This window comes from Pyxidicoccus sp. M6, from assembly GCF_055568925.1.
This window is the reverse complement of sequence record NZ_CM145714.1, coordinates 4,992,839-5,015,283: the sequence shown is the minus strand read 5'-3', so window position 1 is coordinate 5,015,283 and position 22,445 is coordinate 4,992,839. Positions and strand designations below refer to the sequence as shown.

The 22,445-nt window shown below is 69.2% G+C and carries 27 protein-coding genes; 17 read left to right on the top strand and 10 right to left on the bottom strand.

The window, feature by feature from the left end; all coding sequences use genetic code 11:
• Window positions 1-39: 39 nt before the first annotated feature.
• The gene (gene gcvH, locus ACVTJA_RS19940; RefSeq protein WP_465838292.1) at window positions 40-429 is read right to left on the bottom strand and encodes a glycine cleavage system protein GcvH; all 390 of its coding nucleotides are present in this window, start codon (window positions 427-429) and stop codon (window positions 40-42) included.
• A gap of 33 nt (window positions 430-462) precedes the next feature.
• Window positions 463-1,545, bottom strand: a complete 1,083-nt coding sequence (gcvT, locus tag ACVTJA_RS19935; RefSeq protein WP_465838290.1) for a glycine cleavage system aminomethyltransferase GcvT — start codon at window positions 1,543-1,545, stop codon at window positions 463-465.
• A 96-nt stretch (window positions 1,546-1,641) separates the two neighbouring features.
• Here gcvT and metF point away from each other — a divergent pair, with 96 nt between their 5' ends.
• A complete protein-coding gene (metF, locus tag ACVTJA_RS19930) occupies window positions 1,642-2,514 on the top strand; it encodes a methylenetetrahydrofolate reductase [NAD(P)H] (RefSeq protein WP_465838288.1) in 873 nt (290 codons plus the stop codon).
• Entirely contained in the window at window positions 2,511-2,939 is a 429-nt protein-coding gene (locus ACVTJA_RS19925) for a hypothetical protein (RefSeq protein WP_465838286.1), read from the top strand. Before metF ends, ACVTJA_RS19925 begins: the two co-directional genes overlap by 4 nt.
• Before the next feature lie 5 nt (window positions 2,940-2,944).
• On the opposite strand, the gene ACVTJA_RS19920 is transcribed toward ACVTJA_RS19925, so the two are convergent.
• Entirely contained in the window at window positions 2,945-3,889 is a 945-nt protein-coding gene (locus ACVTJA_RS19920) for an ADP-ribosylglycohydrolase family protein (protein ID WP_465838284.1), read from the bottom strand.
• 167 nt (window positions 3,890-4,056) lie between these two features.
• Here ACVTJA_RS19920 and ACVTJA_RS19915 point away from each other — a divergent pair, with 167 nt between their 5' ends.
• From ACVTJA_RS19915 to ACVTJA_RS19895, 5 genes are all read left to right on the top strand, one after another.
• Window positions 4,057-4,320, top strand: coding sequence for a hypothetical protein (locus ACVTJA_RS19915; RefSeq protein ID WP_465838283.1), 264 nt, complete (start codon window positions 4,057-4,059; stop codon window positions 4,318-4,320).
• A gap of 103 nt (window positions 4,321-4,423) precedes the next feature.
• The gene (locus ACVTJA_RS19910; protein WP_465838281.1) at window positions 4,424-4,780 is read left to right on the top strand and encodes a hypothetical protein; all 357 of its coding nucleotides are present in this window, start codon (window positions 4,424-4,426) and stop codon (window positions 4,778-4,780) included.
• A gap of 270 nt (window positions 4,781-5,050) precedes the next feature.
• Window positions 5,051-5,296, top strand: coding sequence for a hypothetical protein (locus ACVTJA_RS19905; protein ID WP_465838279.1), 246 nt, complete (start codon window positions 5,051-5,053; stop codon window positions 5,294-5,296).
• 206 nt (window positions 5,297-5,502) lie between these two features.
• Complete coding sequence (locus ACVTJA_RS19900; protein ID WP_465838277.1) at window positions 5,503-6,573, top strand: hypothetical protein; 1,071 nt, start codon at window positions 5,503-5,505, stop codon at window positions 6,571-6,573.
• A 164-nt stretch (window positions 6,574-6,737) separates the two neighbouring features.
• On the top strand, window positions 6,738-7,037 hold the full coding sequence (locus ACVTJA_RS19895; RefSeq protein WP_465838276.1) for a hypothetical protein: 300 nt from the start codon (window positions 6,738-6,740) through the stop codon (window positions 7,035-7,037).
• Between the two features lie 34 nt (window positions 7,038-7,071).
• Here ACVTJA_RS19895 and folD read toward each other — a convergent pair whose 3' ends face one another.
• Window positions 7,072-7,920: a bifunctional methylenetetrahydrofolate dehydrogenase/methenyltetrahydrofolate cyclohydrolase FolD gene (gene folD, locus ACVTJA_RS19890; RefSeq protein ID WP_465840451.1), complete on the bottom strand. Its 849-nt coding sequence runs from the start codon at window positions 7,918-7,920 to the stop codon at window positions 7,072-7,074.
• A gap of 55 nt (window positions 7,921-7,975) precedes the next feature.
• On the opposite strand from folD, the gene ACVTJA_RS19885 reads away from it, so the two are divergent.
• From ACVTJA_RS19885 to ACVTJA_RS19870, 4 genes are read left to right on the top strand one after another with little or no spacing between them, the layout of a single operon-like run.
• Window positions 7,976-8,818: a TerB family tellurite resistance protein gene (locus ACVTJA_RS19885; RefSeq protein ID WP_465838274.1), complete on the top strand. Its 843-nt coding sequence runs from the start codon at window positions 7,976-7,978 to the stop codon at window positions 8,816-8,818.
• A gap of 26 nt (window positions 8,819-8,844) precedes the next feature.
• Window positions 8,845-9,552 (top strand): Smr/MutS family protein, encoded by a 708-nt coding sequence (locus ACVTJA_RS19880; RefSeq protein WP_465838273.1) that lies wholly within the window; start codon window positions 8,845-8,847, stop codon window positions 9,550-9,552.
• Window positions 9,553-9,589: 37 nt separating this feature from the next.
• The gene (locus tag ACVTJA_RS19875; protein WP_465838271.1) at window positions 9,590-10,588 is read left to right on the top strand and encodes an amidohydrolase family protein; all 999 of its coding nucleotides are present in this window, start codon (window positions 9,590-9,592) and stop codon (window positions 10,586-10,588) included.
• Window positions 10,589-10,596: 8 nt separating this feature from the next.
• Window positions 10,597-11,703 (top strand): quinone-dependent dihydroorotate dehydrogenase, encoded by a 1,107-nt coding sequence (locus ACVTJA_RS19870; RefSeq protein ID WP_465838269.1) that lies wholly within the window; start codon window positions 10,597-10,599, stop codon window positions 11,701-11,703.
• A gap of 148 nt (window positions 11,704-11,851) precedes the next feature.
• Here ACVTJA_RS19870 and ACVTJA_RS19865 read toward each other — a convergent pair whose 3' ends face one another.
• The 6 genes from ACVTJA_RS19865 to ACVTJA_RS19840 form a co-directional block, all read right to left on the bottom strand.
• Window positions 11,852-12,541, bottom strand: coding sequence for a DUF4097 family beta strand repeat-containing protein (locus tag ACVTJA_RS19865; protein ID WP_465838267.1), 690 nt, complete (start codon window positions 12,539-12,541; stop codon window positions 11,852-11,854).
• Window positions 12,542-12,648: 107 nt separating this feature from the next.
• Complete coding sequence (gene exoK / locus ACVTJA_RS19860) at window positions 12,649-13,803, bottom strand: spore coat polysaccharide biosynthesis glycosyltransferase ExoK (protein WP_465838265.1); 1,155 nt, start codon at window positions 13,801-13,803, stop codon at window positions 12,649-12,651.
• Complete coding sequence (gene exoJ / locus ACVTJA_RS19855; protein ID WP_465838263.1) at window positions 13,793-15,079, bottom strand: spore coat polysaccharide polymerase ExoJ; 1,287 nt, start codon at window positions 15,077-15,079, stop codon at window positions 13,793-13,795. Before exoJ ends, exoK begins: the two co-directional genes overlap by 11 nt.
• A gap of 151 nt (window positions 15,080-15,230) precedes the next feature.
• Window positions 15,231-16,904, bottom strand: coding sequence for a DUF6178 family protein (locus ACVTJA_RS19850; protein WP_465838261.1), 1,674 nt, complete (start codon window positions 16,902-16,904; stop codon window positions 15,231-15,233).
• A 57-nt stretch (window positions 16,905-16,961) separates the two neighbouring features.
• Entirely contained in the window at window positions 16,962-17,585 is a 624-nt protein-coding gene (yihA, locus tag ACVTJA_RS19845; protein ID WP_465838259.1) for a ribosome biogenesis GTP-binding protein YihA/YsxC, read from the bottom strand.
• Between the two features lie 7 nt (window positions 17,586-17,592).
• Window positions 17,593-18,090 carry a cytochrome c3 family protein gene (locus ACVTJA_RS19840; protein WP_465838257.1) on the bottom strand — a complete coding sequence of 166 codons (498 nt, stop codon included), beginning with the start codon at window positions 18,088-18,090 and terminating at the stop codon, window positions 17,593-17,595.
• A 151-nt stretch (window positions 18,091-18,241) separates the two neighbouring features.
• On the opposite strand from ACVTJA_RS19840, the gene ACVTJA_RS19835 reads away from it, so the two are divergent.
• The 6 genes from ACVTJA_RS19835 to ACVTJA_RS19810 are packed head-to-tail and all read left to right on the top strand — an operon-like array spanning window position 18,242 to window position 22,325.
• Window positions 18,242-18,709, top strand: a complete 468-nt coding sequence (locus ACVTJA_RS19835) for a hypothetical protein (RefSeq protein WP_465838255.1) — start codon at window positions 18,242-18,244, stop codon at window positions 18,707-18,709.
• A 10-nt stretch (window positions 18,710-18,719) separates the two neighbouring features.
• Complete coding sequence (gene coaE, locus ACVTJA_RS19830; RefSeq protein WP_465838253.1) at window positions 18,720-19,316, top strand: dephospho-CoA kinase; 597 nt, start codon at window positions 18,720-18,722, stop codon at window positions 19,314-19,316.
• A 23-nt stretch (window positions 19,317-19,339) separates the two neighbouring features.
• Entirely contained in the window at window positions 19,340-20,509 is a 1,170-nt protein-coding gene (locus ACVTJA_RS19825) for an SDR family oxidoreductase (protein ID WP_465838251.1), read from the top strand.
• A gap of 2 nt (window positions 20,510-20,511) precedes the next feature.
• Window positions 20,512-21,420, top strand: coding sequence for a hypothetical protein (locus ACVTJA_RS19820; protein ID WP_465838249.1), 909 nt, complete (start codon window positions 20,512-20,514; stop codon window positions 21,418-21,420).
• A 25-nt stretch (window positions 21,421-21,445) separates the two neighbouring features.
• Window positions 21,446-21,841: a MaoC family dehydratase gene (locus ACVTJA_RS19815; RefSeq protein WP_465838248.1), complete on the top strand. Its 396-nt coding sequence runs from the start codon at window positions 21,446-21,448 to the stop codon at window positions 21,839-21,841.
• A 4-nt stretch (window positions 21,842-21,845) separates the two neighbouring features.
• Window positions 21,846-22,325 (top strand): FAS1-like dehydratase domain-containing protein, encoded by a 480-nt coding sequence (locus ACVTJA_RS19810; RefSeq protein ID WP_465838246.1) that lies wholly within the window; start codon window positions 21,846-21,848, stop codon window positions 22,323-22,325.
• Window positions 22,326-22,445 lie beyond the last annotated feature (120 nt).

The window sequence follows — 22,445 nt, the reverse complement described above, 5'->3', positions numbered from 1 at the left end:
GAGGACCGTCACTAACAGCCGGGCGGCAACGTTTCCGTGCTACGCGCTCTTGAGCAGGTTGGCGTACGCGGTGGCGTCCAGGAGCGTGTCCACCTGCTTGGGGTCCGACAGCTCGACCTCGACAATCCAGCCCGCGCCGTAGGGGTCCGTGTTGACGGTGGAGGGGTTGTCCGCCAGGGCGTCGTTCACCTTCACCACCGTGCCCGTCACCGGCGAGTACAGCTCGGACACCGCCTTGGTGGACTCGATGACGCCGAACTGCTTGCCCTCGGTGACGGTGGCGCCCACCTTGGGCAGCTCCACGTACACCACGTCACCCAGCGACTCCTGGGCATGGGCGGTGACACCCACCACCACCACCTTGCCCTGGACGCGGGCCCACTCGTGCTCCTTGGTGTACTTCAGGTCGCCGGGAATCGTATCGGCCATGTCGTTGCTCCTCAAAAAGGGGGGGCTGATGCTTCAGGGCTTCTTGTAGAACGGCGTCTTGACCACCACGGCGGGGACGGGGCGCCCGCGGATGTCCACGTCGAAGGTGGAGCCCTCCGCGGCGAGCTCGGCGGGGACGTAGCCGATGCCGACGGGCTTCTTCACGGACGGGCCCATGGTGCCGCTCGTCACCTCGCCCACCGGCTTGCCGTCCTTGAGGATGGCGTAGCCATGGCGGGGGATGCCGCTGCCCGTCAGCTCGAAGCCCACCAGCTTGCGCTTCACGCCGGCGGCCTTCTGCGCCACCAGCGCGTCCTTGCCGATGAACGTGGGCTTGTCGAGCTTCACAATCCAGCCCAGGCCCGCCTCCAGCGCGGTGTGCTGGTCGTCGATGTCGTTGCCGTAGAGCGCGTACTTCATCTCCGTGCGCAGGCTGTCGCGCGCGCCCAGGCCGCACGGCTTCACGCCGTCCTGCTGCCCTTCCGTGAGCAGCGCGTCCCACAGCTTCACCGCGTCGTCGGGCGCGCAGTACAGCTCGAAGCCGTCCTCGCCGGTGTAGCCGGTGCGGGAGATGATGCTCTTGACGCCCGCCACCTCGCCCTCGGTGAAGCGGTAGGTGCCGACCTTGGAGAGGTCCGCCTTCGTCAGCCGCTGCACGAGGCCGGAGGCCCTGGGGCCCTGCACGGCGATCTGCGCGTAGTCGTCACCGCGGTCCACGGGCTTCACGCCCTTCGCGTGCTCCTTCATCCAGGCGAAGTCCTTCTCGCGGTTGCTGGAGTTGACGCAGATGAAGATGTGCTCGGGGCTGAAGCGGTAGGCGACGATGTCGTCCACGAAGGTGCCCTGCTCGGTGAGCAGGCCCGCGTAGACGGCCTGGCCGTCCGAGATGCGCGACAGGTCGTTGGAGATGAGCGCGTTGACCGTCTCCAGCGCGCCGGGGCCGCGGAACTCGACCTCGCCCATGTGGGAGACATCGAACAGGCCGACGGCATTGCGCACGGCCTCATGCTCGCCGATGACAGACGAGTACTGGACCGGCATGTCCCAACCCACGAAGTCGACCATCCGAGCACCCAGCTTGCGGTGGGCCTCGTTGAGTGGCGTACGCCGGGCCATCAATCTCTCCTGTAAGGGGTGTGGAAAACGGCGCGGACTATAGCCGCGAGACTTCGCCGATCAAGGCCGACGGGGACCGTCTACACTGGGGGCGACATGAAGATTCGTAATCGGTTGAATCCATCCAACCCCTGCTTCTCCTTCGAGTTCTTCCCGCCGAAGACGGACGAGGGCGTGGCCAACCTCTTCAAGACGCTGGAGGACCTGGCGCCCCTGCAGCCCGGCTTCGTGTCGGTGACGTACGGAGCGGGCGGGAGCACGCGCGATAGGACGGTGGAGCTCGTCACCCGCATCAAGAAGGAGACGGGCATCGAGGCCATGGCGCACCTGACGTGCGTGGGGCACACGCGCGAGGAGTTGCGCGAGCTGCTGAAGCGGCTGTCCGACGCGAAGCTGGACAACGTGCTGGTGCTGCGCGGAGACCCGCCGCAGGGCGAGAAGACCTTCGTGGCGCCGCAGGGCGGCTTCAAGTACGCGTCGGAGCTGGTGCGATTCATCCGAGAAGAGGATTTCAATTTCTGCCTCGGAGGCGCGTGCTATCCGGAGGGCCACGTCGAGACGGTGTCCCGCGACGACGACCTGCGTCATCTGAAGGAGAAGGTGGACGCGGGGCTGGACTTCGTGGTGACGCAGCTCTTCTTCGACAACGCGTTCTACTTCGACTTCGTGGAGCGGGCCCGGCGGGCGGGCATCAACGTGCCCATCGTCCCCGGCATCATGCCGATTACGAACTACGAGCAGATCCAGCGCTTCACGCGGATGTGCGGGGCCACGGTGCCCATGCGGCTGGCGCTGCAGTTGGAGCGCGTGAAGGACCAGCCGGACGCGCTGGTGCAGCTCGGCGTGGCGCACGCGACGGTGCAGTGCATGGAATTGCTCTCACGCGGCGTGCCCGGCATCCACTTCTACACGCTCAACAAGTCCCCGGCGACGCGGATGATTGTGAGCGCCCTGCGAGCCCGTTCATGACTGGTCCTGGAATCAAGCTCCCCCCGGAAGACCCACGCGTCAAGGTGCTGAACATCATCCGGCCCCCGGCCTTCTTCCTGCTGTGCGCGGGCTCGCTGTCCATCCTGTTCAACGTGCTGCAGGTGGTGCTGTTCGTCTTCAAGATTCCGTCGCCCTTCGCGCCTGCCGAGGCGGCGCAGGCCGGCGGCGTCTTCGAGCTGTCGTGGTACTTCGTGCTCTCGGTGACGGTGGCCATCCTGTGCGGCTCGCTGGCCATCTGGGCCGCGCTGAGCGCGATGCGGCTCAAGGGCTACGGCCTGGCCACGGTGGGGGCGATTACGGCGCTCTTCCCTTCCCTGCCGGCGTGCTTCGTCAGCGTGCCGGTGGCCGTGTGGATGCTCTTCACGCTGCGCCGCGAGGGCGTGCGTGAGGCCTTCCGGAGCTGAACCGTTCAGCCCCGGACACGGGCGAGCAGTTTGTCCATGAGCGGCTTCAGGAGCTCCTGTCCACGCAGGGCCGTGCGCCACCGCTCCGGAATGCCCTGCACGCCGTGGATGAGCCCGGCGATGCCACCAGCAACCGCGGCGGTGGTGTCCGTGTCATGGCCCAGGCGGATGGCCGCCTTCACCACCGCCTCGTAGTCGCGCCCCGCAGCCACGCACTGCCGCGCGGAGCGCAGGCAATCCACCACGTAGCCGGAGCCCGCGCCCGGCGGCTCCTCGGCGTCCGGCCTCGCGATGTTCGTGTCCAGCTCGGTGCGGGCCTCGAAGCCCTCGGGGTACAGCTCGCGGAACGTGGCCAGCGCGTCCGCCCATGCATCCGCTGAGCCTTCGAGGATGCGGCGGGCCCACAGGCAATACAGCGCGCAGCACACCTGCGAGCGCATGTGCCCGTGCGTCACCCGCGACTGCGCCATCGCGTCCGATGCGAGCTTCGCGTCATCGCCCTTGTGCCAGAGGGCCAGCGGCAGCACGCGCATCAGCGAGCCATTGCCGTTGTCCCGCTCACCCTTCGGCCCGGACATCAGCGCGGGCGTCCCCGCGCGGAAGTGCGCGAGGGCCGTGCTCGTCTGGATGCCGATGTCGAACACCTGGCCGTCCACGGCGAGGTAGCCCCACTCGTACCAGTTCACCAGCCGGCGCCCGAGGTCCTCCAAATCCAATCGGCCCTGGTACAGCAGCGAATCCAGCAGGCACAGCGCATGCGCGCCGTCATCGGACCAGGTACCGGGCGGGACGCTGTCGTGCGCGCGCTGGAAGCCCGCGGGCGGCTCGTACTCGATGGCCTCGGCCGGAGGAATCTGTCGCGGGTCATGGAACTCGTAGGGCACTCCGAGCGCATCGCCAATCAGCAGCCCGTACACCCCACCCGTGATTCGCTCCTCGCGCGTCGGCATGTCCCGATTCTCCCCTGCCCCACCGTGCGGGGCTCGGGTCCGAAACCTATCAGCGTGCACCTCGAATATCTGAGCCTTCCGGCTCCGGGTGTCAGTCTCCAGAGACACACACGAGCGGCATACCGTCGGAAGCGACGATGGCATGCGCCATGAAATACTGCCGACCCATGCGAACTCTCATGCTCCTCATGCTCTCCATGGGTCTGATGGCCGGCTGCGGCGAGTCCCGGACCCGTGACAATCCCAGCGTCCCCGCGGGCGGCGTCTGTCAGTCCAGTAGCCAGTGCCCCATCGACTTCGCGTGCGTGGGCTGCGCCAACGAAGACGCGCACTGCCTCGAAGGGTGTACGAAGGACGCGGACTGCTCCGAGGGACACTGCGAGCAACAGCAGTGCCTCACCTGCCCGTGCCCCGGCCGCTGCGAGTCCTGAAGACGGGCGCCAGGCCGCATGAGCCGTGAGCGGCGCGGCGCCCGCTCCCCAGCACAGCCCTCGCCGCCTCATGGGAGCCGCGTGGCCATGACTGCCCGCCATCGTGGTCATCCTCGCGCTGCACATCGGCGGTGAGCTGATGGGCATCATCGGCGCGCTCCTGGCGCTGCCCATCGCCGCGGGAATCCGCATGGCCGTGCACGAGCTGCGCGTCGAGCTGCCGGGCGAATCACTGACGAACACGCACCCGCGCGAGCGGGACGCACGAGCAGAGCGTTCCTATGAGCGCCGCACCGCCGGCGCCCCCGCGAAGGACGCCGCCGCCGTCGCGGTGAAGATGGCCGAGGACATCCGTCACGATGACGCCCGGGAGCACGGCGACGCCGCCACCGACGTTCCCATCACCGGTGGGTATTCATCGGACTCCCACGACGGGCATGCGGGGAGCGGCCCCGGGTAGAGCGGCCACCCGCCACCGTCCGGTCCCGCCGGCTTCGTATCGACCTGAGCCACCCGACGCGCATGGAGGACAAGGACATCGGCCGCGAGCTTCTGTCCACCTTCATCGGATGCCAGGGCCCCGGGAGCGATACCCGTCCCGAGCGCGCCTTCCCACCGTTGCGCGGACCCCCGCGGGGTCGGGAGGCATGTCGTCATGACGACAAAGAGCATCCGAGGCGCCGTGCTGTTGGGAGCCGTTGTGTCGCTCTCCCTCGCAAGCAGTGGATGCGTGAGGGGCCAGACATCGGACTCGAGCGAGTCGCGCACCGCGAGCACGTCAGGCGCCGCGGGCTCTGGCACGGGAGGCGAGGGCCGGGGCGGCTCTGCCAGCACGCACGGCACACGCGGGTCCGGCACGCATGGCTCGGGCGCGGGTGGAACCATCATGGGCGGCGGCTCGGGGCTGGGCGGAGGCTCGTACACCGGCGGCGGCTCGTACACGCGCGGCGGCACCCAGCGGGACGGGGTCGACTGATTCTGGACGCGGAGGGAGCAGCGGCCCCGGAAGTCCCGAAAAGCGGGTGTGGCTGTGACGCGGGGCACCCGGAGCCGCGCTGGCGCGCCTGGCGGAATGCGCCCGGTGACGACCTGCCCTGAGGTGCCCCCTGCCCATTCCTGGGCATCCTGGGGTACTACGATTCGAGGCTCGTCGCGGAAGCAGGAACGCGCCAGGACGTGGACATGCCCAAGCGCCCCACACCACGGGAAATCGAGACCGCCCTCCAGACGCCGAACCAGGACCGCAACTCACGCGTCCTGGACGTGCTGAAGGCACTGCCGGAAGACGTGGACCCCGACCTCGCGGCCCGGGCCGCGGTGGGGCTCATCGGGGAGCGCTACCAGCCGATCTGGCTCTTCGCGCGAACGTGCCAACGCCTTCCGGTGCCCGTCATCCGCGCCATCCTCACGCTGATGGAGAGCGACGCACGGCCGCACTCCTTCATCCTCCGCGAGTACGTCCGGCGCGAGGCCCCGCCGGGCACCATTGCCGCCGACTGGAGCGAGGCCCTTCAAGTCCTCCTCGACCTGGAGACGACGTACGCCTGGGGCTCGAAGCAGAAGAAGGCCAAATTCCAGGCGCTGGCGGCCCACCCCCGAGTGCTACAGGCGCTCCAGACGACGGCGGTGGCATGCGAGACGGTGTCTCCTGCATTGCTGGCGGTGCTGGCCGCGGATGCCTCGGAGTCCTCGGTGGACGCGCTCATTCCCCACGTGGAGCGGGCGGTCCAACAGCAGGATTGGCAATTGGACCGGCTGCAGCACCTGCGCACGCACGCGCGCTCCACGCCGGTGATGGATGAATTGTTCTCGCGCATGACGGCGCTGCTCGAAGCGCGGCGGGCGCGTTCGCCAGCGCTGGAGCTCGCGCGGGAGCTCGGCTTCGGCGAGCTCGAGGTCTTCTGGTTCCAGGTCCATGTCTCGTCGCCCGCGTTCGACGGAAGCCCCGCCTATCGCCACCAGGCGCACCTCGACGTCGACAGCCGCTCGGCGAGGTGGTTCCACGCCTCGGTTTCCGATTCGAGCCCCGACAACCTGCTGCAGATGAAGAACACGTCGTTCAGCAGCGACAAGGTGAACCGTGACGACCTCGGGCTGGGCACGTGCCAGCCTTCTGCGTTCCCCTCCTGGCTCACGGACGTGGCCCGAAAGCTCGGCACCCGGTGGAACCATGACCAGATGCACGTGAGCACCAGCCTGCGCGGGAAGAAGCGCACCCAGTTGGAGCGCTGGCTCCGCGGCCAGGCCGTGTAGGGAACAGTGCCGCGAGACGGCTACGGCATCGACGGCCGGACTTCCTCACTCGTATTGCACATGCAACACGAATAACGGAAAGCGCGCACACCGCTGGCGTCCACGTCGAGAGGACACGCAAGAATCCATCGTCGCCCCCACGACTCACGACTGGAGACACGACGATGATGCGTCTTTCGCTGAAGAAGTCGTCCCTCGCCGTCCTCTGCGCTACCGCCCTGCTCACAGGCTGCGGCGGCGCGCCCCAGGAGGGCGGTGAACAGCAGGCCCCCGAGTCCGGCCAGGTCACCGCACAGCTGTACCCGGACTGCGACCCGGCCTACTACTGCAGCGTCCCCTCGCAGTACGTGGGCTGCTTCGACGGGATGCTCATGTACGCCTGGTCCACGTCCGACGGCGGCTGGTGCATCGAGCGTGGCGTCTGTGCCAGCCACGGCGGCCCCACAGTCTGTCCGTTCGAGTAGACGCGCGGACGTCCGGACCTGGGGCCGGTGGCTGTCACTTCGCTGCGCGCTGAGCCGCCTCCAGCGTGTTGCGGATGAGCATGGCAATCGTCATCGGCCCCACTCCGCCCGGCACGGGGGTGATGTACGCGGCGCGCTCCGCGGCCTTCGCGAACTCCACGTCACCCACCAGCTTGCCGTCCGGCAGACGGTTCATGCCCACGTCGATGACCACCGCGCCGGGCTTGATCCACTCGCCCTTCACCAGTTCCTTCACGCCCACCGCGACGACGACGATGTCAGCGCCCTCGACCTCGCGGCGCACGTCGCTCTTGCTGTGGGCGATGGTGACGGTGGCGTTCTTCTGGAGGAGCATCAGCGCCATCGGCTTGCCGACGATGTTGCTGCGCCCCACCACCACCGCGCGCTTGCCGGCCGGGTCGCACCCAATCTCTTCCAGCAGCCGCATGATGCCGTAGGGCGTGCACGCGCGCGTCGCAGGACGGCCGAGCAGCAGGTTGCCCGCGTTCATCGGGTGGAAGCCGTCCGCGTCCTTCTCCGGCTTCACCGCGGAGATGATGACGTCCGGGTCGATGTGCTTGGGCAGCGGGAGCTGCACGAGGATGCCGTGCACCGCCGGGTCCTCGTTGAGCTGGTGCACCAGCGCGAGCAGCTCGTCCTGGGTGATGCTCGCGTCGCGGTGGTGCTCCCACGAGTTGAAGCCCACCTCCGCGGCGGCCTTCTTCTTCCCGCCGACGTAGACCTTGGACGCCGGGTCCTCACCCACGCGCACCACGGCGAGCCCGGGGACGAGGCCGCGCTCCGCCTTGAGCCGGTCCACCTCCGCCTTCACCTCCGCCCGCACCCGTGCCGCCACTGCCTTGCCATCAATCAACTGGGCCATAGCGCGGCGCACTCTATGCGAAACTCCCCGGCGGGAAGGGAGCGAAACCTCGGACATGGGCGCCGGAAAAGTTCTCGGGGCGATTATCGGACTCGCGGTGGGGCTGCTCATCGGCCACCCGCTCGCCATCGTCCTGCTCGCCGCACTGGGAGGCTTCATCGGTCACCGGGTGGACGATCAGCATGCCCAGTTCACCGACACGTCGGACCTGCTCGCAGACTTCGTCCCGCCCACGCCCCGCACCTGGGATGAGGACCGGCCTCAAGACCTGGACCGCGAGGACTCGCACCTCGGAACGCCTCGCGAGCCCGGGCCCTACGAGGACCTGGCCCGGGACATCTGCGCCGTCTTCATCGAGGTGGCCCATGCCGACGGCGACGTCCGCCGCGAGGAGGTGCGCGAGGTGCGCCGCTATTTCGATACCGCGCTCGGCTACGGCCCCGAGTCCCTCCACCTCGTGCGCGGGCACCTCAAGGAGTTCCTCGCCCGGCCGCCGGACCTGGACGCCGCCGCCCGGGCCTGTGGGGAATTGCTCCCCTCCTCCGAGCGCCGCCGGCTGCTCGACGCCCTCTTCGAATTGGCGCTGGTGGACGGCGCCCTCCAGCGCTCCGAGCGGGAAGCCCTCCGCCGCGCGGCCCGGGGCCTGGGCCTCTCCGAGGACGACGAGCAGGCCATCGCCACCCTGCACCTCGGTGACGGCGACGCGCACTACGCCGTGCTCGGCCTCACCCCGGACGCCACCGACGCGGAGGTGAAGCGCGCCTTCCGCCAGCTCGCCGCCGAGTACCATCCCGACAAGGCCGCCCACCAAGGCAAGCAGGCCGCCGAGCAGGCCTCCCGGCGCTTCCAGGAAGTCCGGGATGCCTATGAAGAGATTCGACGACTGCGCGGGCTGTAGCGCCGGGTTAAACCCCAGAGACACCCATGAGCCAGAAGAAGAAGGAAGAGGCGTTCCACAACAACCCCTTCAAGTCCGCCATCAAGGCCATCAAGGACCAGGAGAAGAAGGAGGCCCAGGAGAAGGCCGCCGCCACTGCCGCCGAGGCCGCGAAGAAGAAGGCCCCGCCGGCTCCGCCCAGGGCGAAGAAGGCCGCCCAGGTCAGCGAGGCCGACGAGGCCGCCCTCTTCTACTCGGCCATGGACGGGGTGCAGCAGATCACCCACCGTGGAGAGGCCCCGGCGCCCAACCCGCGCCTGCCCGAAATCATCGACGAGAATGCCGAGGCGCTCGCGCAGCTCTCGGAATTGGTCGCGGGACAGGGTGACTTCGAGCTCACCACCGGCGACGAGTACATCGAAGGCGCGGGCCCGGGCATCGACCGGAACCTGCTGCGCTCGCTGCGCCGGGGTGACTTCTCCGTGCAGGGCCGGCTGGACCTCCACGGCATGACGGCGGCGCAGGCGAAGGACGCCGTGGAGCGTTTCCTGTCGGACAGCCGCCGCGCGAAGAAGCGTTGTGTGCTCATCGTTCACGGACGCGGTTTGAACTCGAAGGACCAGATTCCGGTGCTCAAGGACGGCCTCAAGCAGTGGCTGGGCCAGAAGCGAATCGGACAGATGGTGCTCGCGTTCGCCACCGCGCGCCCGCAGGACGGCGGCGCCGGCGCGGTGTACGTCCTGCTCCGGCGCTAACCTTTACGCGCGCCCGGCACTGTGCATACATGCCGCCATGGCACGCGAACTCATTGACCTGCACATCCATGTGGGCGGCGCGGTGGCGCCCCACATCCTCTGGTCCATCGCCCACCAGCAGGGCTTCAAGCTCCCCGTCAAGAACTACTTCGACTTCGTGGAGCTCATCACCTCCCGGCCCGGCAAGGTCGGGAGCCTCGACGACTACCTGAAGATCCTCCACACGTGGACGGAGAAGATCCAGTCCTCGCCCAGCGCGATTGAGCGCTCCGTCTACGAAGTCATCGGCAAGGAGTACCGCGGCAGCCGCGTGACGCAGATGGAGCTGCGCTTCAACCCGATGAAGCGCAACCTCAACTCCGAATTGGATTTGGACCACATCATCCACGCCGCGCTGCGGGGCATGGACCGCGCGGTGCTGGAGTACGGCGTGAAGATGGGCCTCATCTTCTGCCTCGCGCGCGAGTTCGACCACAAGCTCAACAGCATCATCGTGGACAAGGCCATCAAGTACCGCACGCGCGGCGTGTACGGCATCGACCTGGCCGGCACCGAGACGAACGCCATGGAACTCAGCCCCGAGCGCGTGGCCGAGTACGAGGACCTCTTCGGGCGCGCGCGCCGCGCGGGACTCAAGTGCACCGTGCACACGGGCGAGACGCGCGGCACCGGCTCCGAGGGCGTCATGTCCGTGGTGGAGAAGCTCAAGCCGCACCGCATCGGCCACGGCATCCGCGCGGCCTACGACGAGCACGCCATGAAGGTGCTGCGCGAGAACGACATCACCCTGGAGCTGTGCCCCACGTCCAACCTGCACACCAAGGCGGTGGAGGGCGTGGAGGAGCTGCGCCACATCATCCGCACCTTCTGGGACCGCAAGGTGAAGTTCACCATCAACACCGACGGGCCCTACCTGCTCGAGACGGACATGCGCCGCGAAATCGAAATCATCGAGCAGAACGGCATCCTCACGCCGGAGCAGGTGGACCAGACGCTCGCCTGGGCCCGGCAGGCCTCGTTCATCCCCGCCACCTGAGCGTGCCCATGTACGGACTCACCCGCTCGCTCCTCTTCCAGCTCTCCGCGGAGCGCGCGCACCGGCTGGGCGTGGCCGGGCTGCACCAGCTCGGCCGCGCGCACGGCCTCTGTGAATCCATGCGCGCGAAGGCGCTGCGAGGCGCCACGCCGGGCATGGCCGTCGAAGTCGCGGGCCTGCGCTTCGCCCACCCGGTGGCGCTGGCCGCTGGCCTGGACAAGGACGCCGAGGCGGTGGACGGCCTCTTCGCCTGCGGCTTCTCCGCGGTGGAGATTGGCACCCTCACGCCGAAGCCCCAGCCCGGCAACCCACAGCCGCGCCTGTTCCGCATCCCGGAGCACAAGGCCGTCATCAACCGCATGGGCTTCAACAACCACGGAGCCCAGGACGCCGCCACGCGCCTGCGCGCGCGCACGTGGCGCCCCGGCCCGCTGGGCGTGAACATCGGCAAGAACAAGGACACGCCGCTGGAGCAGGCGGTGGATGACTACGTGGCCTGCGTGGACGCGCTCGCGCCGCTCGGGGACTACGTGGTGGTGAATGCCTCGTCACCCAACACGCCGGGCCTGCGCAAGCTGCAGGAGCCGGAGCAGCTGGGCCAGCTGCTGCGCGCCGTGCAGGAACGGCTCGCGTCGGTGGCTCCCGGCAAGCCGCTGTTCCTGAAGATTGCGCCGGACCTCACGCCCGAGGCCGTGGATGAAGTGGTGGACGTGGCGCGCGCGTGCAACCTCGCGGGCCTCATCGCCACCAACACCACCATCGCCCGCCCCTTCGAGCACCCGGTGGCGAAGGAGACGGGGGGCCTGTCCGGCGCGCCCGTGCGCGAGCCGTCCAACGCGGTCATCCGCCGCGCGTACCTGCGCAGCGGGGGCGCGCTGCCCATCATCGGCGTGGGCGGCGTCTTCACCGCGCAGGACGTCTACGAGAAGCTGCGCGCCGGCGCGTCGGTGGTGCAGGTCTACACGGGCTTCATCTACGAGGGGCCCGGCATGGTGGGCCGCATCCTCCCCGGCCTCGCCGCCCTGCTCGCCCGGGACGGCTTCAGCCAGGTGAAGGACGCCATCGGAGCCGAGCACCGGGGCACCGGCGCCTCCGCCTCCCCGCCCGCCGCGTAGCCGAAGCCCCCGGCGCCAGAAAAGACGAAGCCCCGGGCGCCTGAGGAAGGGCGACCCGGGGCTTCCCGAAAAAATGAGCGCTCGCCGGCGCCTTGGAGTTTCACCGGCGAGCGCCCCGGGCCCAGTGCTTGACGGGCCTCGAAAGCTTTTATTCCTGCACTGTCAGCGAGCCACTGACGGTGCTGACCTCGATTTCCTGAGTGCCGGCGCCGTAGCTCTTCTCCTTCGAGCCGAGCGCGACGGAACTCCCATTGAAACTTCCTCCGACGGAGCTGAATTCCACCTTCGCATCCGCCTTGGCCGGCAGCTTCAGCCGGACGTCCCCAGACACCGTGCTCACAGAACTAGCCACGACCTTCCGCGGCGCCAACACCACTTCTGCATCAACGGAGCTGACCGAAAGCTTTCGCTCCGAGCCGTTCACTTCCACACGGCCGTTGACCGCGGAAATCTCCTGCTCCCCTGTCACCCCTGCCACCGACACCGTGGAATTCACGACACCCACGTGAAGTTCCGCCCCCCGGGGCACCTTCACCGCGAACCGGTACGACCCGACGTCGCCCTTGCAGGAGTGCCGCTCCTCCTCGCACTTCCCGCAGCACACCTGCGCCCTCACCACGTCGCCTTCTTGGACGACTTCGACCTCGGATTTGTTCCGGCCTGAGTCCGGGCCTTCCCTAACCACCTCGATTACCACGTTATTCCCGTCTACCGCATCCACTCGCACCGCGCCATCGACATTGCTGATGTGGACCTCGGGAGTGCCATCCGTTTCAAACTTCCACGTCTGAGGTGTTGCCGGGGCAGCAGCCAGGAGGACCAGGAGGGCAAGGTGCATGGGAGGACCTTATGTAGGAGGGAGCTGTCCCCCCTCCCTACGTAGGGCCCGCCCGTCGATTTCGTCGACGGCGTGCGGAGTATCCACGCCGGTCTGACATGCGCTCTTCAGGCGCCGATGCCCCGGGCCACCCGCTGGTACAGGGCGTCGTGCAGGCGGATCATCTTCTCCAGCGACAATTCCCGGGCCACGAAGTCCCGGGCCGCCCGGCCCATGCTTCTCGCCTTCTCCGGATTCGAGAGGAGCTGGGTAAAGGCCTGGGCCAACTGGGCAGGCTGCTCGGGGGCGACGACGAGGCCGCGCTCACCGTCCCGGACGAGGTCGGTGTTGCCGCCCACGCGCGTCACCACCATGGGCAGCCCGGAGGCCATGCCCTCCATGACGGCGTTGGACATGCCCTCCGCGTTGGAGCACAGCACGCCGAAGCTGGCGCGCGCGTAGATGGCGGGCACGTCCGTGCGGTGCCGGAGGAAGTGGACGGTGTCGCCGACGCCCAGCTCCGCGGCCAGCTTCTCCAGCTCCGGCCGGCGCGGGCCGTCACCCACGAGGTACGCGTGCAGCGTCGTGCCGCCGTGGCGGAGCATGGCCAGCGCGAGCAGCAAGTCTTCCTGCCGCTTCACCGGGTGGTTCATGTTGGCCACGTGCACCACCACCGGCGCGCCGCCCGTGTCCGGCAGCGGCCCCTTGAGGCCCTCGCGCACGCGGGCGTCGAAGCGCTGCAAGTCGAGCCCGTTGTGGATGACGGAGACGCGCGAGGCGGACAGGCCCTCCTGGGACACCAGCATGTTGCGGATGGCCTGCGCGTTGGCGATGACGTGGTCCGCCATCCGCGTGAGCTGCGCGTGCACCGCGCGCCGCGCCCGGCCCTGCCAGTGGGACAAATCCAACCGGCCGACGATGACCTTCGCGCCCGCCAGCTTCGCGGCCGGCACGGCGATGAGCGTGGAGTAGAAGTCGTGCACGTGCACCAGCTCCACGCGGTGGGCCTTGAGCCACTGAGCCATCCGGTACACCTGGTACACGGTGTTGGGCTGCGCCACCGAGCCCTTGAGGGGGAACGCCGCCGGTGCATGGCCGAGCTTCCAGAGCGAGCCCATCAACGGCCCCGCGTCCTCCAGCACGGAGACCTGGAGCCGGTAGCTGGAGGGCAGCCCCCGCAGCAGCTCCAGCACCTGCACCTCCGTCCCGCCAATGTGGAATGAACGGGTGAACTGCACCAGGCGGAGGGGCTCCTGCCCCATCCGCGCCTCCTCACGCCGCATGTCCGGACCCCTCCCACGTCGCCACCGCCGGCTCCCTGGGAGCCGGGACCTTCTGCACCGCCACCGAGGACGCCTCCGCCGCGCGGGCAATCCGCTGCGCCGCCGCCGCCAGTCCGAAGAGGACGTAGCAGTGCGCGGACAGGATGTAGCCGGAGAACAAGTCACACACGAGGTAGCCGACCATGGACGCCGAGAGCGCCCGTGCCAGCCAGCCCATCTCCGAATTTTTCGACGCCGCGAAGGCGCCGCCCGCGGCTCCTCCCGCGAAGACGAGGAAGAAGGCCAGGCCCACCCAGCCCAGCTCTCCAATCACGTCCAGGAAGATGTTGTGCGCCACGTAGGCCCGGCGCGCCTCGGGCGGCGCGTACATCGGCCACGCGTAGCGGAAGCTGCCCAGCCCCACGCCCAGCAGCGGCTTGTCCAGGCTGATGCGGCTGGCCACCTGCCACGCGTACACGCGGCCCATGGCGGACGCGTCCTCGTGGAACGTGGCCACCGTCTCGTTGCGCTCCCAGAAGCTCTTCGGCGCGAAGACGAGCAGGCCCAGCACGAAGATGGAGCCCACCACGACGGACTGCATGCGGCGCTTCTCGCGCACCGCCCACAGCGCCATGGCCAGCGACAGGCCGATGAAGCCGCCGCGCGAGTGGGAGAAGACAATCGCCGTCACCGCCAACCCCGCCGCCGCGAGGCATGCCAGCCGCCACACCCACGGGCTGCCCTTGCGCGCGACGAAGGCCACGGCCAGCGGCACCACGAGGCCGAGGTTCATCGCCATGTGGTTCGGGTCCGCGTACACGCCCACCCACCGCGCGCGGAAGCCCTCCACCAGGTCCTCCCCCACCATGTACCAGTTGATGACGCCGATGGACGTCACCACCGACGCCAGCACCAGGGCCCCGCACATCACCGCGAGCCGCTTCGGGCTGGTGATGACGTTGACGATGGTGAGGTAGATGGCCGTGAGCTTCAGCAGCTCGATGGCCGTCGCCTGCGTCACCTCCGGATTCAGCGACCAGGCCAGTGACGCCACCGCCAGCGTGGAGAAGCCGATGAGCGCCATGCCCCGCGAGCCGTCCACGTAGAGCGGCTCCGCCTTGCCCAGCCGGCGCATGGCCATCAGCCCCGCCGCCAGCCCCGACGTCACCAGGGCCAGCCGCAGCTCCGCGAGCGCGGGAATCCACTCACCCGGCGCCGCGTACATCACCGCCGCGAACGCGGTCAGCGAATAGAAAGCCCACAAGTCACGGCGCTGCCCCTGCTCGCCCGGCACCATTCCCTCCACCTCCCAGCAGTTGCCTCGCGCACAATCACGCGTGCCCTGCCTGAAGCAGAGGACATGCCAGCCACCCCAACGGGCAAAGGCCTGGATCTCCTAGCGCTTGGGCGGCCTCTACCGTGTGCGAGGCCGCCCCGGACTGAAAAACCTACGGTACCGGGCTGCTCTCCATGGGAAGAACGGCGGTGGCGATCGGATCCAACCGTCCCTCCTGGAGCCACGCCGCGCCCAGTTCGTCCAGCAGGCGGCAGAGCATCAGCGCCACCAGGCGACGCAGCTCGTCGCGGGCCTCCGGTGGCACCGCGGGCTCCAGCCCGGCCACGGCGCGCTCGGCGGCGGAGGGACGCAGGCGCGGCGCCTCCGGGGTGCCCTCGAAGAGGCGCTGGCCCAGCTCCACCGTGCGCCCCAGCGGCACGGGCCGCGCGTCCGGCTTCTCTTCCAGCACCGCCATGGCCACCACCGCGGCCAGCAGGCGCTCCACGCCCAGCGTCTCCAGCGGCACGCCGAAGCGGGCCACCGCCGTGCGCGCGGCATCCGCGGAGCCACCCAGCACGCCGCGCAGCAGCGCCACCTGCGCCTCCGCGCGGGCCAGCAGCGCCTCGCTGGCGGCCACCTCGCGCAGGGAGCGGAAGGGCACCGGCTCCGCGCCCTCCACCCGCAGCGCGCGGCGCGGCCGCTTGCGCCGCAGCGCCTCGATGGCCGCGGCCTCCTCGGACAGCACCATCAGCACGCCCTCCAGCATGGCGCCCGGAGACTTCACCAGCCGGTCCGCGCGGAACTTGAGCTGGAGCGTCAGCGAGAAGCCCACCTGGAAAACGCGGCGCAGCGGCGTGTCGCGCAGCACGTCCGTGGCGCGGCCCGGGTCCGCGCCCGTCAGGTGCTCCAGCCCCAGCGAGAGGTAGTCGTGGACCACCTCTCCCGTGCGGCGCGCGGCGTCCAAGTCCCCCGGGTCCGCCAGCTCCGCCACCAGCGCCGCGTTGGCCACGTCGCGCAGCTCATCCTCGGCGTTCTCCCGCTCCACCATGTCCAGCCCGCGGAAGGCCGCCTCCAGGTAGTCCACGTGCCCGCCGGTGGCCACCAGCGCGGCGCCCGGCGCCTTCGCCACATCCACCGGCGGCCCCACATCCACGCGGCTGAAGAGCGACACCGCGTCCTCCAGCGTGGGGAAGCCCATGTCCAACAGGCGCGCGCGGCGGAACTGGAAGGCCGTCTCCTCCATCTCGCTGGGAATCTCCCAACGCACCGCCTCCAGCAGGCGCACCGCCTCGAAGGGGTTCTCCGCGATGAGGTCATTGAGGAGCGAGCGCACGGCGGACATCTCCACGCCCTCGGCCTTGATTTCGACGAGGTAGCGCCCCTCGGGCGTCTCCATCGTCACGCCCGGCGGGTTGACGTCCGGGTTCTCCTCCAGGTCGTGCACGACGGTGAACTCGCGCAGGAGGTACTCCAGCACCTCCAGGTCCACCGCGTGCAGCTTGCGGAGGAACTCCTCGGTGTCGTCCACCCCGCCGCGCGCGGCGCGCAGCCAGGTGAGGACCTGGTGCGGCTCCAGCTTGTCGCGCTGCCAGCCGCCCAGGTCCACGAAGGCGCGGAACTGGCCCGGCGACGCGAGCTGCACCAGCTCCGTCGCGTCCGCCAGGCCCACCTCCTGGATGGTGACATAGAGGTCCTCCGGCGGCAGCGAGCGCACCACCGCCCACGCATCCGGCGCCTCCAGGAGGGCGTCCATCCGCTGCCGCGGGGACAGCCGCATCAACCGCTGACGCAGCTCGCGCGGGGCGAGCTGTGCGTCCTTGCCATTTCCCTTGCCGTTTTCAGACACGGCGGCGTCCCTACCACAGCGCCTCGCGCGCAGGGAGGACAACGCCCGCGGGGGAGGTCAGTCCTGAACGCGCGTGGCCTTGCCGAAGGTGCCCAGGAGCGCGTTCCAGACCTCGTCCACGCCCAGTTTCTCCGTGGCGGAGAAGGGAAGGATGACCTCCAGCGGCAGGTCCATGGCCTTGGACAGCGCCACCATGCGCGGCTTGCGCTGCGCCTTGCTGAGCCGGTCCACCTTGGTGGCCACCACGAGGATGCGGCGGTTGTGGGCCTGGAGATAGTCCAGCGTGGCCAGGTCATCCGGCGTGGGCCCCACCTCCGCGTCGATGATGCTGACCACCGCCTCCAGGCGGTGCCGCTTCTCGAGGTAGGTGGTGATCATCTGCTCCCACTGCGCCTTCTCCGCCTTGCTGGCCTTGGCGAAGCCGTAGCCGGGCAAATCACACAGGCGCACCTGGTGGTGCACGCCTTTGCGCTCCAGGTCCACGTCGAAGAAGTTGAGCGTGCGGGTGCGTCCCGGTGTGTTCGACACACGCACCAGCTTCTTGCGGCCGGTGAGCGCGTTGATCATCGAGGACTTGCCCACGTTGGAGCGGCCGACGAAGGCCACCTCCGCGGTGTGCCCTGGCGGGTAGCCCTTGGGCTCCACGGCGGTGGTGACGAAGCGGGCGTCGAGGACCTTCATCTCGCGGCTATTTCTTGGCGCTGGCCGGCGCGGGCGCCGTGGAGGTGGTGGTGGGCGACGCGTCGGTGCGACCAGAGCGGCGGGCGCGCTCGGCGGACCAGTGGTCGATGGCCTTGAGCGACTCCTTGAAGTCGAACGGCCGGAGGGAGGGCGAGGAGGCGTCGTGGCAGGAGCGGCACTGCTTCTCGGACGGGTCCACGAGCCCCACCAGCCGGGAGAGCTCCGAGTCCTTCATCACGTACTCGGGCGAGTAGTACTGGCCGCCGCCGTGGCACGTCTCGCAGGTGACGCTGGCGGTGGACTGGGCGCCCTGGTCCGGCGAGTGGCAGGACAGGCAGCGCCCGTCCTTGCGCTGCTGCTCGGAGAGGGAGTTCTCGGCGCGGGCGTGCTTGGACTGCATCCACGCCTCGTAGGCCTCGGGGTGGCAGCCCTTGCAGCTATCCGGTCCGACGAAGTCGGCGGCGGCGGCCGCGCCACCGAGGGCCAGCACGAGCAGGAGCAACATCCTGGAGCCAGGAGCAGGCATGGGGTCCGACTAGCAGACCCCCCCGGACGGGGCAAGGCGAAGCGTGATTGAATGCCGGACGGCATCATCCGTTGAAAACACCGTGGATTTCTTGAGCCCCGCCTGCCCGATCCGTTAGGGAGGAATCGTGATGAGAACCCTGACCCTGCTCGCCGTGCTCGCCTTCGCTGTCCCCGCCGCCGCCAAGCCGTGGCAGGGCATCGAGCCCGGCGTGTCCAAGCGTGAGGAAATCATCAAGAAGTTCGGCGAGCCCTCGCGCACCGTCACCCAGGACGGCAAGGAGATCATCGCCTACCTGGGCAAGGAGGCCATCAAGGGCACCACCCAGGCCCAGTTCAAGGTCGACCCGGGCACGCAGCTCGTGGAGCGCATCGACGTGTTCCCCGGGCCCGTCATCGACAAGGAAACAATCGAGAACAGCTACGGCCCGGCGTGCCCCTCCGGCCCGGTGCCCGCCACTCCGTGCTACCTGCGCAAGCTGACGGACGACTTCCGCACCTACTTCCTCTACCCGAAGCTGGGCCTGGCCATCTTCTTCAACGAGGACAACAAGACGGTGCAGTCGTTCACCTTCACCACGCAGAAGGCCGCGAAGTAGGCGCCCACCCGTGCACGTCTTCGGCCTGACGGGTGGCATCGCCTCCGGCAAGAGCACCGTCACGCGGATGTTGCGTGAGCTGGGCGCGGAGGTGCTGGACGCGGACGTGCTCGCCCGCGAGGTGGTGGAGCCCGGCACCCCGGGCCTCGCCGAGGTGGCCGCCCGTTTCCCCGGCGTGGTGGGCCCGGATGGCCGGCTGGACCGGGTGAAGCTGGGCGCGCGCGTCTTCGGGGACGCCAACGAGCGCGCCGCCCTCAACGCCATCATCCACCCCCGGGTGCGCGAGGCCTTCATGGAGAAGGTCCAGGCGCTGGAGGCGCGAGGTGTGGCCCGTGTCATCTACGACGTGCCCCTGCTGATTGAGGCGGGCATGCACGAGTGGATGGAGGGCGTGGCGGTGGTGTGGGTGCCCCGGGACGTGCAGAAGGCCCGGCTGATGTCGCGGGACGGACTGGACGCGGCGGCGGCGGAGGCCCGGCTGGCGGCCCAGCTCCCCCTGGACTCGAAGCGGGAGCAGGCCACGTGGGTCATCGACAACAGCGGTGACCTGGCGGCCACCCGGGCCCAGGTGGAGTCCGTCTGGCGGGCCATGCTCGCACGGGGCTGACGGGCGGGTATGCTGCGCGCCGCATGAGCGAGACGCGCAAGAAGGGCAGCGGTGCCGGGACGTACTTCATCACCGGCTACCCCGGGTTCATCGGCAAGCGGCTGGTGGAGCACATCGCGCGGGAGGACCCGAAGGGGCACATCTACGCGCTGGTGCAGCCCAAGCACCTCAAGGACGCCCAGAAGCACGCGGCGAAGGTGAAGGGCGCCCACGTGGAGCTGCTCACCGGCGACGTGGTGGACATGCACCTGGGCCTGTCCGGCGAGGAGTACCAGCGCCTGTGCGAGCGGGTGACGGACATCTTCCACCTCGCGGCGGTGGCGCAACTGGGCGTGCCCAAGGACACCGCGTGGCGTGTGAATGTGGACGGCACCCGCAACATGCTGGAGCTGGCGCGGGACTGCGCGCACCTGTCGCGCTTCAACCACTTCTCCACCTGCTACGTGTCCGGTGACAGGGTGGGCGTCATCGCCGAGGACGAGCTGGACCGCGGCCAGGGCTTCCGCAACCCGTACGAGGAAACGAAGTTCCAGGCGGAGCGGCTGGTGCAGCGCGCCGCGGCCAACCTCCCCGTCACCATCTTCCGGCCCTCCAGCGTGGTGGGGGACTCGCGCACGGGGGAAATCGACAAGTTCGAGGGGCCCTACTACCTGGGCATCCTGCTCGTCACGTCGCCGCTGGTGGTGCCGCTGCCGCTGCCGGGCAATGGCGTGGCGCCGCTCAACGTGGTGCCGGTGGACTTCGTGGTGGACGCGGTGCTGCGCCTGTCCAAGGACGCGCGCGCCGTGGGGCGGACGTTCCACCTGGTGGACCCGAACCCGATGAGCGCGCGCCGCGTGTACGAGCTCATCGCGGAGAAGGCCAACAAGAAGCTGCCGCGCTTCAACCTGTCCGCGCGCGCGGCGGACGTCATGCTGCGGCTGCCCGTGCTGGAGAAGCTGGCCCGACCCCAGCGCGCGGCCATCAGCTACGTGAATCACCTGGCCATCTACAACTGCCACAACACGCTGGAGTTGCTGGACGGCACGGGCGTGCGGTGCCCTCCCCTCTCCGCGTACCTGGACCAGCTCGTGTCGTACGTGCGCGAGCAGTACCGCAAGCGCCGCGAGGACACCCAGGTGGATGACCCGCTGGACCACGGGCCCTCGCCCGAGCGTGAAGAGGCCGCGGCCCACTCCCGCCAGGAGCGCTGAGCATGCGAACCTCGCTCCTCGCGCTCGCGCTTCTCTGCGCTGGCTGTGTCGTCGACGCGGGCGGCGAAGAGCCGCTCTGCACCGCGTCCACCTGCAAAGAGCCACACCGCACGCAATGCGTGGTGGAGGGCGGCGAGGCGCGGTGCCTGTGCGACTCGGGCTACGTGGCCCGGCCCAGTGGCGCGTGTGAATTGGTGAGCGAGGCCAACTGCGCGGAGCACGCCGGAGACACGTCGGAGCCGGATGACTGCCAGGCCCGCGCACGGACGCTGGTGGCGGACGGGCGGCCGAACACGCGGAGCATCACCCCGATTGGAGACCTGGACTTCTACCGCTTCGACGCGCGGGCGGGCCGCATCTACTCGGTGACGGTGGTGCCCGAGGGCGGCAGCCTGCTGCCGCGCGTGGACGCGTTCGACCAGGGCGGCGTGTGGCTGGACGCGGTGGACGGCCGGCCTCGCGCGGATATGACCTTCAAGACGCCCACCACGGCGCCCTACTTCCTGCGCGTGAGCCACTCGCCGGTGGACATCTCCGCGGCCACCGGCAACTACGTGGTGACCTTCACCGAGCTGGGCGAGGACGACCACGGCGACAACCCGGACACGGCCACGCACGTGACGCCCAACGCCTTCGACATCCGCTACGGGCGCTTCGAGTACCAGCGCGACGAGGACTGGTTCGAGTTCTCCGCGAGCAGCAACAGGCAGTACCGCCTCGTCTTCGAGAGCGGGTCGGCTCGCGTGCTGCCGGTGGTGGAGGTGTACCTCGCCAATGACTTGCAGCACCCACTCATCACACGGCGCTATCCGGTGGTGGACTTCACGGTGCCGTCGGGCGGCACCGCGTTCCTGGTGATGTACCTGCCAGATGGTGGACAGGGCAGCTACGGGTTCACCTTCCTGGAGTAGGCCCCCGGCGTGCTAAACGGGAGGGATGCCACGCACCTTCCAGGCAGGCGACACCTTCACCCACGTGCGCGAGTGTGACCGGTACCGGCCCATCTACTACGCGGGTGCTTCCGGGGACTTCAACCCCATCCACATCGACCCCGAGGCAGCCAAGGCCGTGGGGCTCGGCGGCAACATCCTCCAGGGGCTGTGCACGCTGGGCTGGGCCGTGGAGGCCCTGGCCGTCTTCGTGGGAGACCCGGGCCGCGTGCGCCGCGTGCGCGTGCGCTTCTCCAAGCCCGTGCGCCCCGACGACACCATCACCTTCCAGGGCAAGGTCACCTCCGTGCAGGACGGCCGGCTCACCGCGGAAATCTCCGCCACCAACCAGCGCGGCGAGGACGTCCTCAAGGGCGCCGTCGTCGAAGCATCCATCGAGTAACGCCATGGCCCTCGACAAGCGCTTCATCGGCAAGGAGTACGGCCCGTTCGTCTACACCCTGGGCGCGGAGAAGATGCGCGAGTTCGCCCTCGCCGTCGGCGGCGCGCAGCCCGGCGCCGGCACTCCGGGCGAGCCGCTCCCGCACGTGAGCCCGCTCCTCTTCGACGCGCAGCTCGCGAAGGCCGGGCCGTACCATGACCTGATTGCCTTCCCCAGCTTCGCCGTCGTGTTCGCCATCCGCCCCTTCAGCGCCGCGCTGTCGGACCCGGAGATGGCCATCGACATCAAGATGGTCGTGCACGGTGAGCAGGAACTGGAGTTCCTGGACGTCATGCGCCCCGGCGATGTCATGACGACCACCGGCCGCATCGCGGACATCTACGAGAAGGCCCGCATGGGCTTCGTCATCGTCACCACCGAGTCGCGCAACCAGCACGGCAAGGTCGTGGTGAAGGGGACGTGGACCGGCGTCGTGCGGAGCTGAGCGGAGCGGAGGCCCGCGGAGGTCAAACCCCACCCATTCTCGCGGGTCTTCACCCCTCTGTTGCAATTGCAACAGACATGGATAACCGGCATTCTCCTCCAAACCCATCTTGAGGGGGAG